General features: G+C 55.0%; 13 protein-coding genes and 1 tRNA gene. 3 read left to right on the forward strand and 11 right to left on the reverse strand.

Going from position 1 to position 14,156, the window contains the following annotated elements:
* Positions 1-60: 60 nt before the first annotated feature.
* From yahO to HMPREF3143_RS00970, 6 genes are all read right to left on the reverse strand, one after another.
* On the reverse strand, positions 61-336 hold the full coding sequence (yahO, locus tag HMPREF3143_RS00945; RefSeq protein ID WP_070531435.1) for a DUF1471 family periplasmic protein YahO: 276 nt from the start codon (positions 334-336) through the stop codon (positions 61-63).
* A 149-nt stretch (positions 337-485) separates the two neighbouring features.
* A complete protein-coding gene (locus HMPREF3143_RS00950) occupies positions 486-1,517 on the reverse strand; it encodes an ABC transporter ATP-binding protein (protein WP_021241597.1) in 1,032 nt (343 codons plus the stop codon).
* A 1-nt stretch (position 1,518) separates the two neighbouring features.
* Complete coding sequence (locus HMPREF3143_RS00955) at positions 1,519-3,093, reverse strand: ABC transporter permease (RefSeq protein WP_070531439.1); 1,575 nt, start codon at positions 3,091-3,093, stop codon at positions 1,519-1,521.
* Between the two features lie 24 nt (positions 3,094-3,117).
* Positions 3,118-4,134, reverse strand: coding sequence for an iron ABC transporter substrate-binding protein (locus HMPREF3143_RS00960; protein ID WP_070531442.1), 1,017 nt, complete (start codon positions 4,132-4,134; stop codon positions 3,118-3,120).
* A 356-nt stretch (positions 4,135-4,490) separates the two neighbouring features.
* The gene (locus HMPREF3143_RS00965) at positions 4,491-5,321 is read right to left on the reverse strand and encodes a CPBP family intramembrane glutamic endopeptidase (RefSeq protein ID WP_023343525.1); all 831 of its coding nucleotides are present in this window, start codon (positions 5,319-5,321) and stop codon (positions 4,491-4,493) included.
* 102 nt (positions 5,322-5,423) lie between these two features.
* Positions 5,424-5,500, reverse strand: a tRNA-Arg gene (locus HMPREF3143_RS00970).
* 278 nt (positions 5,501-5,778) lie between these two features.
* Between HMPREF3143_RS00970 and HMPREF3143_RS00975 the strand changes: the two genes are divergently transcribed.
* The 3 genes from HMPREF3143_RS00975 (at position 5,779) to fimZ (ending at position 8,663) form a co-directional block, all read left to right on the forward strand.
* The gene (locus HMPREF3143_RS00975; protein WP_008499341.1) at positions 5,779-6,477 is read left to right on the forward strand and encodes an EAL domain-containing protein; all 699 of its coding nucleotides are present in this window, start codon (positions 5,779-5,781) and stop codon (positions 6,475-6,477) included.
* A 24-nt stretch (positions 6,478-6,501) separates the two neighbouring features.
* Positions 6,502-7,230 carry a helix-turn-helix transcriptional regulator gene (locus tag HMPREF3143_RS00980; protein WP_023326829.1) on the forward strand — a complete coding sequence of 243 codons (729 nt, stop codon included), beginning with the start codon at positions 6,502-6,504 and terminating at the stop codon, positions 7,228-7,230.
* Between the two features lie 800 nt (positions 7,231-8,030).
* Positions 8,031-8,663 (forward strand): fimbria biosynthesis transcriptional regulator FimZ, encoded by a 633-nt coding sequence (gene fimZ / locus HMPREF3143_RS00985; RefSeq protein ID WP_008499339.1) that lies wholly within the window; start codon positions 8,031-8,033, stop codon positions 8,661-8,663.
* A gap of 51 nt (positions 8,664-8,714) precedes the next feature.
* Here the strand turns inward: fimZ and sfmF are convergent, their stop codons facing one another.
* From sfmF to fimI, 5 genes are read right to left on the reverse strand one after another with little or no spacing between them, the layout of a single operon-like run.
* The gene (gene sfmF, locus HMPREF3143_RS00990; protein ID WP_070531444.1) at positions 8,715-9,239 is read right to left on the reverse strand and encodes a fimbria assembly protein; all 525 of its coding nucleotides are present in this window, start codon (positions 9,237-9,239) and stop codon (positions 8,715-8,717) included.
* Between the two features lie 9 nt (positions 9,240-9,248).
* Positions 9,249-10,253 carry a type 1 fimbria D-mannose specific adhesin FimH gene (gene fimH, locus HMPREF3143_RS00995; RefSeq protein WP_070531447.1) on the reverse strand — a complete coding sequence of 335 codons (1,005 nt, stop codon included), beginning with the start codon at positions 10,251-10,253 and terminating at the stop codon, positions 9,249-9,251.
* Positions 10,254-10,266: 13 nt separating this feature from the next.
* Complete coding sequence (locus HMPREF3143_RS01000; protein ID WP_070531449.1) at positions 10,267-12,831, reverse strand: fimbrial biogenesis usher protein; 2,565 nt, start codon at positions 12,829-12,831, stop codon at positions 10,267-10,269.
* Positions 12,832-12,845: 14 nt separating this feature from the next.
* On the reverse strand, positions 12,846-13,538 hold the full coding sequence (gene fimC, locus HMPREF3143_RS01005; protein ID WP_023326827.1) for a type 1 fimbria chaperone FimC: 693 nt from the start codon (positions 13,536-13,538) through the stop codon (positions 12,846-12,848).
* 34 nt (positions 13,539-13,572) lie between these two features.
* Entirely contained in the window at positions 13,573-14,118 is a 546-nt protein-coding gene (fimI, locus tag HMPREF3143_RS01010; RefSeq protein WP_008499334.1) for a type 1 fimbrial protein subunit FimI, read from the reverse strand.
* Between the last annotated feature and the right edge of the window lie 38 nt (positions 14,119-14,156).

Here is a 14,156-nt window from a genome sequence, read left to right on the forward strand (position 1 = left end):
GAAGAGGTGGGGAGACAGGATGAGGAACAACCACCCCAAAATGGGGTGGCTGCAATGACGTTATTTTTTCTTGTAGATATTAGCCGTACCGTGAATTTTATTGTTGGTGTTCCCTGAGGTGAGCACCAGAACATCCGCGCCTTGCTTATCGGCTTTCTCAATCAGTTCTTTTTTTGCATCATCAACCGATACTTCATTTGAGGTGCTTACCGTACCGATTTTTTGATACTGAGACTCGACTTTCTTGAACTCATTTTTAGTCAGCAGTTGGGCAGCAAAAGCATTGGTCGTAAACAGTAACGCCGTTCCCAACAAAATAGCAGTCGTCTTTATCATAACCTTTTTCCTTGAGATTAATCAGCAACTACGAAAAACCTCACGCATGATGGTGAGGTTTTATGAGCATGGTAGAGAATCTCAGGAAATGCCATATATTCTGGAAAATTCTTTTATAACAACCCATTGCATGAAATTATTAATGAATATTAAGAATAGTCGAATACACGCGCGGTGCCAGCAATATCAATGCGAACCGCCGTGCCCGGGTTCCATCCAGGCTGGCTGACGGTCTTGAGGGTGACGGGCTGCGGCTGTCCGGTAAGCCCAAGGGTGAGCGTCGACAGGTGACCGGTAAAATCCACATCAAGAATGGAGATCGGGCTTTCATGTGAGGCGCATGCCGTCACGCTCAGCTGCTCCGGGCGCAGCATCACTCTGCCCTGCCCTGTCGCCAGCGGGTTGTCTGTGGGCACCTCACCCAGGGCGCAGAGGGCGTAGCCCGCGGTGAGCTGCGCAGGCAGGATCAGCGCATCACCAAGAAACAGCGCCGTCTCTTCGTCAACGGGACGGGTGTAAACCTCATAAGGCGTCCCGACCTGCGTGAAGCGTCCGGAACGCATGACGGCAACCTGCGTGGCAAAGGAGAGCGCTTCGTTCTGATCGTGGGTAACCAGAATCGAGGCCACGCCCGCTTCGGCCAGCAGATCGGCCGTGGCCTTACGCGTCATGGCGCGCAGGCCGGTATCCAGCGCCGAGAACGGTTCATCCAGCAGCATCAGTGAAGGACGCTGGGCCAGCGCACGGGCAAGGGCCACGCGCTGCTGCTGTCCGCCGGAAATCTCGTGAGGCCAGTGCGTGGCGAGCTGCCTGTCCAGCGAAACCATCTCCATCAGCGCCTCAACGCGCTGGCGTTTTTCGTGGCGGGTCCCGTCCAGCCCCCAGGCAATGTTGTCTGCCACGTTGAGGTGCGGGAACAGCGCGCCCTCCTGAGGCACAAAACCGATCCCGCGCTGGTGGGCAGGGACAAAACGGTTTTCATCAAACAGGGTTCTCCCCTGCATAACAATACGACCGGTGTCGGGCGTCTCAAACCCGGCAAGAATACGCAGCAGCGTGGTTTTACCTGACCCCGACGGCCCGACAATGGCTGTTCTGCTCCCCGGCGCAACGCTCAGGTTTAAGCTGTCGAGCACCTGCACATCAGCAAACGATTTAGAAATGGCGGTTAATTCAAGCATGTCATAGCCCTGCAATTTTCTTCGACTGCATATAGAGAATGGCGGTCAGCGGGAGGGAAATCAGGATCATCAGCATCGCGTAAGGCGCGGCGGCGACATAGTCAATTTCGCTGGTCAGCGCCCAGAATCCGGTTGAGAGCGTGCGCGTGCCCAGGGGAGAGAGTAACAGCGTGGCAGTCAACTCGTTGCTGACGCCGAGGAACACCAGCGCGGCCCCCGCCGCCGCCCCCGGCGCGGCCAGCCGCATCGTGACGCTCCAGAGCGCCTTCGCGGGCGTGCTGCCAAGGCTGCGCGCCACGTTTTCCAGCTCAACCGGCGCCTGCGCAATCCCCGCCCGCAGGTTGATGAGCGCACGGGGCATAAACATCAGCAGGTAGGCAAGGAACAGGGTAATTTCCGTCTGGTAAATGGGACGGGCGTAATGAATGGTGACGGTGACCAGCGCCAGCGCCGTGACAATGCCCGGCAGCGAACTGGTGATATAGATGCACCCTTCCAGCATCCGGAAGATACGGTGCGGGTAGCGGATACCGAGCCACGCGATGGGGATCACGCACGTCGTCGTCAGCAGCGCGCCGCCCACGCCGAGCATCAGCGTCTGGCGCAGCGAGTGCCAGAGATCGGCGCTTATCCAGTTTTCCACCCCGCCGAGCCAAATCCAGCGACACAGAACAGCTAACGGCACGCCCAGCGCCAGGACGATCAGCACCATGAAAAACAGCTGCCCCAGCGCGGCAGCCGCAGGCTTCAGCGGCCAGCGTTTCTGCTCGCGCGCAGCCCCGGCGCCAATGCGCGCGTAGCGTGCTTTTCCACGCGTCACGCCTTCCAGCACCAGGATAGCGAGGCAGCACAAAGCCAGCACGCCCGCCAGCATGTTTGCTGCCGGGCCGCTGAAGGTAGACTGAAACTGGTCATAAATGGCCGTGGTGAAGGTATCAAAGCGGATCATCACGTACAGACCATATTCCGCCAGCAGGTGCAGCGCCACCAGCAGCGCGCCGCCGCAGATAGCCAGCTTGAGCTGGGGTAGCACCACGCGGAAAAAGACCTTCCACGGCGGGGTGCCGAGCGACGCGGCGACATCTTCGAGCGTCGGGTCAAGGCGGCGCAGCACCGCCGCAACCGGCATGTAGATAAACGGATAGTAGGCAAGCACGGAGAGAAACACGCCCGCGGAGAGCCCGTGCATCGACGGAACCACGCTCACCCAGGCATAGCTTTGCACAAACGCGGGAATGGCCAGCGGGGCGACCGCCAGCGCGGACCAAATGCCCCGTCCGGCAAGCTGGGTGCGCTCTGTGAGCCAGGCAATCGCCACGCCCGTCACGATACACAGCGGAACCGCTAAAGCCGTCAGCCACAGCGTGTTGCTGAGCAGCTCAGCCACACGCGGGCGAAACACCAGCGCCTTTATCGTTTCCCAGCCCGTCTCAATGCCAATGGCAATGATAAAACCCAAAGGCAGAAGCGCCAGTAATGAAAACAAGACAGCTAACGCAACCATCGGCAGTGCAGGACGCCTGCGGGCAGGCTCCTGCACTCTGTTTTTTCCGATGTCGAGACTCAGACCAGACATAAGACGTTCACTTCACTCTCAGGATCACAGCAGACCGGCTTGCGTCATCAGCTCGATAACTTTCTTACTGTTGAGCGTTGAAGGTTCAACTTTCGGCGCATCAAGATCTTTCAGCGGAACCAGTTTCGGGTTAGAGGCCGCGTTCACGCCCACGGCGTATTCAAAGGCGTTGTTGGTACGCAGGCTTTCCTGACCTTCTTTGCCGGTAATGTATTTGATGAAGGCCTGCGCCTGCGCTTTGTGCTTGCTGGACGCCAGCACGCCACCGCCGGAGAGGCTCACAAACGCGCCCGGGTCCTGGTGCTTAAAGTAGTAGAGCTGGGTGTTTTTGCTGTTTTCACCGGTTTTGGACTGATCGACAAAACGGTAGTAATGATAAATCACCCCGCCATCAATCTGACCCGCATTGACCGCTTTCATCACGGTGCTGTTGCCTTTATAGGCCACGAAGTTGGCTTTCATCGCCTTGAGCCATTCCAGGGTGGCCTTCTCGCCCTTCAGGGCCAGCATCGCGCTCACGATAGCCTGGAAATCCGCGCCTGACGGTGATGCCGCCCAGCGGCCTTTCCACTCGGGTTTCGCCAGATCCATCAGCGATTTAGGCAGCTGCTGTTCGCTCAGTTTCGCCGGGTTATAGACGAACACCGTGCTGCGGGCAGCAATGCCGATCCAGCGGCCATGCGCCGGACGATACTCTGCCGGTACCTGCTTCAGAGTGTCTGAATCCAGCGGGGCAAACAGGTTGGCGTTATCCACCAGCACCATGGACGGCGAGTTTTCCGTCAGGAACACGTCTGCCGGCGATGCGCTGCCTTCCTGCACCAGCTGGTTACCCAGCTCGCTGTCATCACCATTACGCAAAGTGACTTTAATCCCGGTTTCTTTGGTAAAACCGTCAACCCACGACTTCACCAGGTTTTCATGCTGCGCGTTATAAATAACGATACCGTCGTTGTTATCGGCGGCAACCGACTGTGTGGAAAGGAAAAGGGGTGGTGACAACAAGGCAAGCGAGAAGCAGGACAGCAGGCGAGAATTCATGAACATATCCTTAATAGACCAACGGGAGTAACCACTCATAGCTTTGTGGGACAGGATTAAAGCATACAACAACGCTAATGATAATTAGTATCAATCCAGTTTACGCGTAAAAGTGTAAAATTTCTTTTTAGCCGATTTTGTAATGATAAAAATCCAAATTTTAATGCGAGATAATTTCTAGATTAAGAAAACCTTAAGCCTGCCAACAACGAAATTCATTAGCCTTCTATTCATTATAGCGCGAAGGTAAAACTGTTATTCGCGCCCGGCAGATATAAAAAAGCCCCGATATTGCGGGGGCTTTTTATGCTTATCCGGAGGTAGCTAAATTTATTAGGCTACTCATTTAAAAAGCATCACATAGCCGCATGAGGGGCATACACAGGATAGGTGAAGAACAATAAATGCACGCAGTTCAGCCCAAAATGGAATAACGTTGCAACCCAGAGCCTGCCGCTCCACATCCACGCCAGGCCGTAAATAATGCCGGAGAGGCTGGCAAAAATAATCAGCAGTAAACCGCCGCTATAATGCATCAGCCCAAAGAGGACTGAGGCCATCAACAACGCGACAACAGGATGAACGATCCGGGACAAGCGCTGCTGCAGGTAGCCTCTGAACAGGGCTTCCTCGGCCAAAGAGACGAAGAAAATATTCGCAAGGGCAAATTGCGCGAACCATTCTGGCGCATGTGGCTCAATTCTCAGCCCGCCCAACGCCACAGCCAGAAGTAACAGCGCGGGTACCGCAAGTACCAATATTACCCAGCCGAGCTTGCCCATTTTATAGAGGGGTTTTGCTACGAATAGCGTTGGCATGCACGTAATTAAAAAGAACGGCACCACCGCCTTGTCCATATTAAAGTACATACTGAACGGTATGCTTTGCGGACCAACGACGACAGCATCCAGCACTTTGGGATTATGGAAGCCCGGGAGCACATGCATAACCAGGGCAACGGCGATGATCACACACAGGCCTTCAATCAGATAAGTATATTTATCATCCTTATTACGTAGCCATTCAACAACAGACCAGCCAATAACGATTGACGCAATAACCAGCAGCGCCGGGGCGTCAAGAATGCTCTGTTTCCAGCCGAGAAATGCCGTTAATCCCAGCAGCAGGTAAGCCAGGCTTTTATTAAGGGAAAGTGCGGCAAGCGAAATTGCGAGTAGATACCACATAAATGTCCTTCATGACCGATAAATTTTAGGGTCGATGTCCCAAATATGTCCCACAACGGAAATCAGGAGGATGTGAGTGAGGCGTAACTCTATGAAATGAAATGGCACGCCCTGTAGGATTCGAACCTACGACCTACGGCTTAGAAGGCCGTTGCTCTATCCAACTGAGCTAAGGGCGCACTGAGAAGCGTGTACTTCGCGGTGGTGAAACGCGAAGAATTATACGGTCAATGGCAGGTGAGTCAATGCCTTTTCCGTTTTCAGGGCCAATTACCGCTAGCCGATTGTAAATACGGCTATTTTCTCAACATTCCTCCCTGTTTTACCGTAAAATTTAGCGCTGCGAAAAGGCTTAGTTGCATTTAAGTAACGCCTGCTGTTTTCCTGAACGTCAGCTCGTCACACTAGAGCCAGGTATCCCGGCCGCCTGGAGGCTGACAGACAACAGGACAATGGAGTGACAGCGCAAAACCTGATCGATACGCCCCCCCGGTTACAGTACCTCTCTCAGGACATCGTCGGCATTAAGCTTGAGCCTATCGTCGCCCTCGCCTCTTTGCGTCAGGTTGGCGTCGAGGTCCTTAGCGTCCTGGCCGATACGCGGCACAGTGAGGATTTTTTTTGCGATCGGTCCGCTGGCTGGTCGCTAACGCTGCTTGAGGCGCAGCTTGCTGCGTTAAAAAATACGCCGCACGGTCATAACCTTTTTATTAATCTGCCGATAACCGTCCTGACAGAGCCTGCGTCCTTCCAGCGGCTCATCAGACTCCCCTGCGTGCCGCTCAATATTGAGCTTGTCGACCTTGCGGCTTTTTTGGCGCTGTCCGTCGCGCAGAAGCAGCGCGTGGTTCAGAATCTGCAGCAGCTGAGCAGACAGGGGCACGCTATCTGGCTGGATGACATTGATGATGTCTTAGTGCAGTCGTTTTTATCCTGTCGACTTCCGTTAAGCGGCATCAAAATAGATAAGGAAGCATTCTGGCGTTTACGCGACACCCCTGCGCTGAGGCAACTGGTTTCCCTTTGCTTTCAGCTTGCCGGGAAAGTGCTTATCGAAGGTATTGAGACTGAACGCGATCGTACCTGGGCACTGCAGGCAGGCGCAGACTTCGGCCAGGGATATTACTGGCCGTCCTGGACATGGCCGGAGGATTAAAACGCCATTTCCAGGAGGGAGACCATGCGAATGACAGTGCGCCGTTACCGGCGGCGGCGTACAGGAAGTGATGCACTGGGATTTACGCGCTCACCTTTTGCTCCCCCCTTTTTCGACCGGCTCGAATTTTTGAGCCAGTCCATCAGCCAGCCCCGCAAAACAGACGCCCCGTTTATTCTCCTGGTGACTGAGGATCATTTCCTGCGCACCGGTTTTCTCAACGGGCAGTTTCCCCTGAGCAGCTGCTGCGATTTCGCCACGCTGGACGACGCCCTTGTCGCACAGACGCAATGGCCCTCCGCCCGTCTGGTCGTGGATATTGAAAGCCGGTCAACGGGGCTTCTGGAGAAACTGGATCAGTTGAGAAGGCATAGCCTGTTTCCTCCGTTCCTGACGCCCTGGCTGTTAGTCCGGGCCGATAATTACGACACCCGCCTTTTCTGCAAAGCGGCAGGTCCCTTTCATGTGCTCGAGCGCCAGCTGAACGCCGCGGCACTCCAGCACAGCCTGCTGGATGCCCGCCCGCCACAGGGCTCCGACAAAGACTGGTTCAACCGCAATGAATGGCCGATCCTGCAGGAACTCTCCCGGGGCAAGACGTTACGTCAGATTGCCCTTATGCAGAATCGTCCGTATAGCCGCATTATCTATCGTCTTAGCTGCATCCTGGTGAAGCTGGGGCTGAGTCATCGACAGGAATTGTTGCATCTTCTTAATAACCTCTCAGACTGCACGTTTTCACTCACGTCCTAACCCCTTATTTCCTAAAGCGCTTTAAGAATTTACTTACCATTCGTGTTTCAAAAATGTTAATTTTTAACAATAAAGTCGAAATTATAACTATTCCTAATTTATGGGCGAGAACCTTGTGAAATGCCACAAATTGAACGAACGGCAGCACTTTCCTCCATCCGTTAAGTGAATGCAGACAGCGTTAACAAGATGATAATGATGTAAAAACAAGCAGCTTAGCGACTGCGCCCTGGAGGGAAAAGCGAAGCAGATAGCATGTTCTCCTGTGCAGGAGTTGCGGAGCTGAAGGTCAACCTTCACGCTTTCAGATGAAGGTCTGACGGCCTGCGAGGGCAATTGTTCACCTCATCAGACCGGGCGAGTCCCCCAAAATGATGCGTATTTTTGTTAACAATTGATCAACATACAGAGATATCTGTTATTTTTTGTTATTACATAAAGATGAAAATATGCGGTAAATGGGATAACAGGATATTTCCGCTAAATTTAAAAAAATAGCGATTCAGATCCAGAAGATGATACAAACCAATATCCTGTGATTAATTTACAGGGTTTTCGGAAAAAACTTACCCTGTATAATAAGAAGCGTACCAAATCTGAATAAGAAAAACCTTTTTGCCAACACCAGCCAAATGAGATGACCGCGCTGAGGCATAGTTCTTTTCATTACGTAAACAAGGATGCTTTCGCTCTTTCCAGGGAAATACTACGGTATAGGGATCTGCACATTATATCCTTCCGGCATTTCGAGAGTTTTACCAAACTCTGCATAACGCTTTTAACAATCTGAGGCATTAAAAATGAAACCGGCATCCGTTATCATTATGGACGAACATCCTATCGTCAGAATGTCGATAGAAGTCCTGCTACAGAAAAATAAGAATATCACAGTCAAGCTCAAGTCTGGCGATAGCCATGAAGTCCTTGACTGTATCCGTAATCACCCTATCGATCTGGTGATCCTTGACATTGAACTCACGGGCACGGATGCTTTCGCTTTACTTAAGAGAATCAGAAACTTAAACAAAGACATTAAGGTTCTGTTCCTCTCATCTAAATCAGAGTTATTTTACGCGGGTCGCGCCATTCGCGCCGGGGCAAATGGTTTCGTCAGTAAACGAAAAGATTTGGGTGAGATCTACAACGCCGTAGAAATGATCCTGATGGGCTATTCCTTTTTCCCATCGGAAACGCTGAACTTTATAAACCATTTGGGTTCAGGCAAAGGGATGGCAGTCGATATGCCATTATCAAATCGCGAGGTCACGGTATTACGCTATCTGGCGAATGGATTATCCAATAAGGAAATTGCTGAACAGCTACTATTAAGCAACAAAACCATTAGCGCGCATAAATCCAATATTTATTCCAAGCTGGGCGTGCAAAGCATCGTGGAATTAATCGACTACGCCAAAGCGCACGAGCTGCTTTAACCTGAATTCACTCCCTGCAGCTTATCTGAGCTGCAGGGAGTGCGGTCAGTGCTAATTATAGTTAATCATAAAGGTGGCATCCGCATCGGCTCGTCCGGGCTGAGGGTTATCTGCAGTGGCAATATAATTGGCATAAAACGACAATGTTGCATTCCCCTGCGCATCAACCGAGACCGGCTGGCTGGCCTGCTGGAGAGCCAGACGCGTTTTATCCGCATCCCTGATCTCTACCGCGACACGGCTCGCTGTACTGGCGTCGTTCAGCGCCAGCAAACCGTTATTGCTCCCGTCGGCTTTGCCCGAAAACGTAATCGACGCGGCACCCGGCGGACAGCCGGTCAGCTTCAGCGTAAACGGCATGGGCTGCGTGCGGCTCCCGGTGGTGCTGAGCTGTTTCGTGGGCCAGGTGCCCAGCGTGACGGTCTTGTCGCTGTCGCTGCCTTCCGCGACGCAGGTAAAATCAACAATATTGCCGGACATCTGAATATTGATCTCGCCCAGTGCTGTCACTGACCACGCGTTGGTCTGAAACATCACCAGCGCCAGCGCAGTAACATGTCCTTTCCAGTTCCGCATCTCTCCCCCTTAATCGTAATCCACGCGGAGATAGCCGCGAGAGGTGAACCGGCCTTCTGCGGGTTTATTCCCGGTAATGCTTACCGGCCAGACGCGGATCCCCACCTGCGCCTGTGCACTGTCATCCAGGCGGAACGGAATTTTGCTGTTCAGGTTGTTAGGCGTCAGAGGCGTGCCGCTATCGTTCGCCACCACAAATCCCAGATCGGGGTTATCGGATGCCAGCGCATTGCCAGCGATTTTTTCCGCCTCGATACGCATCGTCAGATACGCATTGGCCTCCACGTTCGTACACTTAATGGCAATGGTTTTACTTTGTGGCGAGACTTTCTGGGGACGGTTTCCGGCACCCGCCTGGCTGAACAACGATGCGCCAATATCACCAAAATCAAACTCCACCACCTGCCCGGCATTTATCGCGCAGCTTTGTGGCACCTGAATGGTACCGCTATAGCTGATGGTATACACCGGCGTATTCAGGGAGTCAGATGGCGTGGTGGTCACATACACGGTGAACATGGTTTGCTGAGGGATCACCACCATATTGATAAACCGTCGGGTGACTCTCAGGCGAAAGACCAGCTTTGAGTCGGTAACCGGAAACGCTTTGTTCTTCGGAACGTTAGGGTGCTCCCCCATCTGGATGTAGTTCGCCGGCGGATAGAACGTCCCCGCGAAGTCATCGTGGATCTGCATCGCGCCATCAAGATAGTCATTGAGCTTCACATACTTGTAGCTATCAATCACCGTCGTTATCGGCAGACTGGTGACGTAGCTACGCATGGTGGACTTGCCTGTCGTCCCTCTGGGACATATGGCATTCACGCCGACCAGCCCAGACTTTTGCGCCAGGGTCACAATCTGCCCAGGTTTGTTATTGGAGCTGTTAAAAACGTTTGAGAGATCGTAGGAGATATCCTTCGCCACCCCATTGGCGTTCTGACAAATCGTTGCCCAAGCGGGCATCGCGCTGCACAGCAGCGCAAAGCTCATTACGTTGCGTAAAATGCGCATCTTTGGATCCCCGTTAACGATCACAGCTGGCCCCCGCCATGGTAATGGCCTGGTTCTGACTTTCAGGCGATAAGCGATAGTGAGCGCGACATTGAGACTGCGCCCCTTCGCCCCACTGGATCAGCAGCTCGCCTTCCAGCGGCAGCCCGCTCAGGTAAATTTGCCCGTCGTCCCCCACCATGCTGGTGACACCGCTCCGGGTCTCACGGACCACCGCGCCGAACGGCACGGGCTGGTTGCCGCGCGTTACCGTCAGCAGGGCGCGCACGCCAATGCGGGTATCAAAGCTGGCGCGCACCAGCGCGCCTTTGGTCGGCACCACGCTGCTGACGTTGTTTTCGATGTCGGTGTTGTTGCTCATGGTGTTGGTATCCAGCGCCACGCGGTTGTAGCGGTAGACGGTGGCATAAGGCATCACCGCATAGCCTCGCCAGTCGGTTCTCACGCCGGTCTGGTTTTCCACACTGACGCCGGATGCCCCCGGCGCTTTGATCAGCACGTTGGTGTCACCCAGCGGCTGGCTGAAGGTCACGCCGTCGGCATGACCGACGACCCCGCCGGAGAGCTGCCAGTTGAGATCGTGCTGATCGTCGCTGTAGTTGTAGCCCACGCCCAACGTGCCGTAGGTCGCCTGCCAGTTGGCGCTGGCGCTTCCGCTTGACCCGTTGGTGCTGGTGTGTCCCTGAGTCACGCTGTAGTTCAGGTTGCGGTCCTCCAGCAGCGTGCCGCTGACGCCGGTTTGCCAGCTCGTGTCGCCATCGCTGTTCCGACTGGCGGATGCCGTGGCGTAGGCCCTGTCGATGGCGCTGTCCCGGCGATAGCCCTGACGGGTAAAGATACTGAACGGCACGGAGACGTTAAACGACGCGATCCGGTCGGTGCCGTCGATCCCGACGGATTTGTTCCACGACCACGAAACGGAGTAGTTGATCCCCTTCATGCCCCCCGCATACCCCAGCTGGTACCAGAGGTTCGACTCGTCGGTACCCCAGTAGGTCTGCTCGCTGCCGGAGATATAGACCGAGCCGTAATCCCCCAGCGACTGAGAAACGTTAAGCTGGAAGCGGCCTTTTTTATTCCACGTCAGGTTGTGATAGCTCTGCACGTCCGGCACATCGTTATCGTCCTGGCTGTCGGCATACTGATAGCCTTCCATGGAGCGCCATGCCACATCGTCCAGGGTGTAAAACCCTTTTGTGGAGTAGCGGTAGCCCAGCAGCTGGAAGTTGGTGCCGAAACCGTTAAGGGATTTCGCATAGAGGAAGCGCAGGGACTGTCCTTCATGCTTGCTGTCGTCCGCGAGCTGGCTGCGGGCGTGGGTGATATCGAGCGAAACCGCGCCCCAGTCGCCCAGGTTTTTTCCGGCCCCGACGGCGACCGCGGTATAGCGTGACGCCAGCTGCGTCCCGCCGTAGAGCGTAAAGCCGTTGGCAAGCCCGGTAATCAGGGTGCCCTGGGTGAAGAACGGCGTATCCTGATCGCTGTTACCGCTGCGGTAATCCCCCGCGACGAGGTCATACTTCCAGCGCCCTTCACGCTGCAGAAGCGGCACGGTGGAGTACGGCACGGTATAGCGCTGCTGGGTACCGTCTTTCTCTTCTACCGTCACTTCCAGGTCACCGCTTGAGGAGGTGGGGTTGAGATCGGTAATCGCAAATGCGCCCGGCTGCACATAGCTTTGATAGATCACGTAGCCATTCTGACGCACCACCACTTTGGCGGGCGTCCGGGCGATCCCGCGCACGGTGGGCGCGTAGCCCTGCAGGCTGTCCGGGTACATGCTGTCAGACGAGAAGAGCCGTCCGCCGCGGAACCCCATGCTGTCGAAGACGTCATTGCCGGTATTGCTGTCGCCCAGGACCAGTTCGCTTTTCAGCGGGATCACGGTGCGCTGCGCCCAGGTGCCAATATTCTGCCACTCGCTGTGCCGCTGCCCGTTGGTCTGCGTGTATCGCCATGCGCCGTTGTTACGTAAACGCCAGGCGCCGTAGTTCAGCCCGCTCTGCAGGTTGAGGTAATAGCTGTCGTCTTCGCTGCCCCGGTTGCCCGTAAAGCTGTAGTTCAGCAGCGCGGCGGGGATGCCTTCATCCCACTGTTCCGGCGGAATGTAGCCCCGGGCGCTGTTCTGCAATGCCACCTGCGGCAGGCTGACGTTCAGGCGCTGTGAGGCAAAGTTGAATACCGTTTCGCTGCCGGGAATGGCCGTGGTCAACGGTACGCACGCCTCACCCTGGACCTGAGCCAGCTCGGGAAACGCCGCGACGTTGACGCCAAAGCGGTCGAGCATCGCGCGCGTAATACACGGCGATAGCCCGCCCGCCATCGGCGGCGTGTTCTCCGCCTGCTCAAAACGCACGTCCTGAGTCCCGATAAATTCATCGTTACGCCAGATATCCACGCGATAAACGCCGGGTGCCTGCTGGTGTCCTTGTTCAAAACGCGACAAATCCGCCACGCTGGCGGTGTCGTCGGACAGGAAGGCCGGGTTGAAATAGCTTTCGCTCCAGCCAGCCTGCGGCCAGAGCGCAGCCATCAGCGCCAGTGCAACCGGGCAGTAACGTCCCTGATGGTTTTTCATCGCCCTGACTCTGCTCACAGGTTGACGCTACGCGCCGGCGTGATGGCACCGTAGTCATTCACGCTCTGCCAGGAGAGCGTGCCGCCGGCACCGGCTGGCAGCACCTGCTGTGCCGCGCTTTTCGGCGCCACCATGAGGTTATCCAGCGTCTTCCCGCCCAGCTTCAGATTGACGAGGGTGATGTAATACGGAGACGCGTTGCTGACTTTGAGATGGTTACCCGCGCGCTCAAACCGCAGCTGGGAAAGCGCCTCTTCCGGCTGCATTGCCAGGTTGTTCGGGCGCACAAACAGCTTGATACGCGAGAGGATAGCCAGCTGCAGCACGTTATTGTTTTCCGTTTTGGCTTTGTTCACTGACGGGATCGCTTTCACGTTCATGTAAAACAGCGATTCACGGTCGGCAGGCAGCGCAGGCCCGGCGTAAATAATGCGCAGCGTGTTTTCACTGTCCGGCTCGCTAACAAACAGGGGCGGCGTGACGGCAAACGTTTTTTCTTTTTGCCCGTTCGCATTTTCGATCCACGCGTTAATTAAATAGCGTTCCTGTTTATTGCTGTTGGTGATCGCCAGCGACGTTTGCTTCGCGTCCGCCGGGTAAATAACGCGGGTGGCTCCCAGCGCAATACCGCCGGATGCATTCGCGCAGGCAGAAACCATCATTAAAATAAACGATAAAAAAAGTCCTGGTTTAATTAGGGTATTCATCACAACCGTACCTTTAATAATGTGTTCGCAGGTGTTATGGATAAATCAACGTAAACCAGACATCCGACTGAATTTTGCCTGGCTCGAGGTGTTCGGAAATAGCCCGATAGCGGGCGCTAAAATGGAACGCCAGCTCGCGGGTATCGATCGGCAGCCAGCTGACGGCCGTGGCATTTGGGATAATCTGACGCTGCTGCTCGTCAAAGAGCGCCAGCCCAACGCCGCTGCTGACAGGCGTTTCACCTGGTCGCGATGTCGCCAGAAAGACCTGAGGATCTTCTGCGGGTGTGGCCCCCTGAAACTGGATCCCCACGGTGCGCGAAACATCAACGCTGCAGTCCAGCAGCCGTACGGTGAAAGGCACATTCACCGTGGAAAAACTGCCCACGCCGGAAAATGAATTGGTTCGGTACTGCCCCATATCGATGCGCATATTCTGGCTGTCGGGCGCCACGGCGCAGCCGCCGTTCACCAGTTCACCTCTGAGATGAACCTTGCCGCCTTCGATCACCACGGTATGCGCCGATGCCGGGCAAGCCATCGCAAGGGTTAACAGCAGTAGTGTTCCTGTCCTTGTCATCCTTTGTTCCTGGCAATAGCGTATGACGGGCTTCGTCC

Origin of the sequence: Enterobacter sp. HMSC16D10 (genome assembly GCF_001807145.1) — a bacterium.
In the GTDB taxonomy this organism is placed as follows: Bacteria; Pseudomonadota; Gammaproteobacteria; order Enterobacterales; family Enterobacteriaceae; genus Enterobacter; species Enterobacter roggenkampii.

Bases quoted from the DNA above. Each gene is read 5' to 3' on its own strand.
- fimZ (WP_008499339.1), top strand. From the start codon at position 8,031: ATGAAACCGGCATCCGTTATCATTATGGACGAACATCCTATCGTCAGA.
- fimI (WP_008499334.1), bottom strand. From the start codon at position 14,118: ATGACAAGGACAGGAACACTACTGCTGTTAACCCTTGCGATGGCTTGC.
- yahO (WP_070531435.1), bottom strand. From the start codon at position 336: ATGATAAAGACGACTGCTATTTTGTTGGGAACGGCGTTACTGTTTACG.
- HMPREF3143_RS00980 (WP_023326829.1), top strand. From the start codon at position 6,502: ATGCGAATGACAGTGCGCCGTTACCGGCGGCGGCGTACAGGAAGTGAT.
- fimH (WP_070531447.1), bottom strand. From the start codon at position 10,253: ATGCGCATTTTACGCAACGTAATGAGCTTTGCGCTGCTGTGCAGCGCG.
- HMPREF3143_RS00960 (WP_070531442.1), bottom strand. From the start codon at position 4,134: ATGAATTCTCGCCTGCTGTCCTGCTTCTCGCTTGCCTTGTTGTCACCA.
- HMPREF3143_RS00965 (WP_023343525.1), bottom strand. From the start codon at position 5,321: ATGTGGTATCTACTCGCAATTTCGCTTGCCGCACTTTCCCTTAATAAA.
- fimC (WP_023326827.1), bottom strand. From the start codon at position 13,538: ATGAATACCCTAATTAAACCAGGACTTTTTTTATCGTTTATTTTAATG.
- HMPREF3143_RS00955 (WP_070531439.1), bottom strand. From the start codon at position 3,093: ATGTCTGGTCTGAGTCTCGACATCGGAAAAAACAGAGTGCAGGAGCCT.
- sfmF (WP_070531444.1), bottom strand. From the start codon at position 9,239: ATGCGGAACTGGAAAGGACATGTTACTGCGCTGGCGCTGGTGATGTTT.
- HMPREF3143_RS00950 (WP_021241597.1), bottom strand. From the start codon at position 1,517: ATGCTTGAATTAACCGCCATTTCTAAATCGTTTGCTGATGTGCAGGTG.
- HMPREF3143_RS01000 (WP_070531449.1), bottom strand. From the start codon at position 12,831: ATGAAAAACCATCAGGGACGTTACTGCCCGGTTGCACTGGCGCTGATG.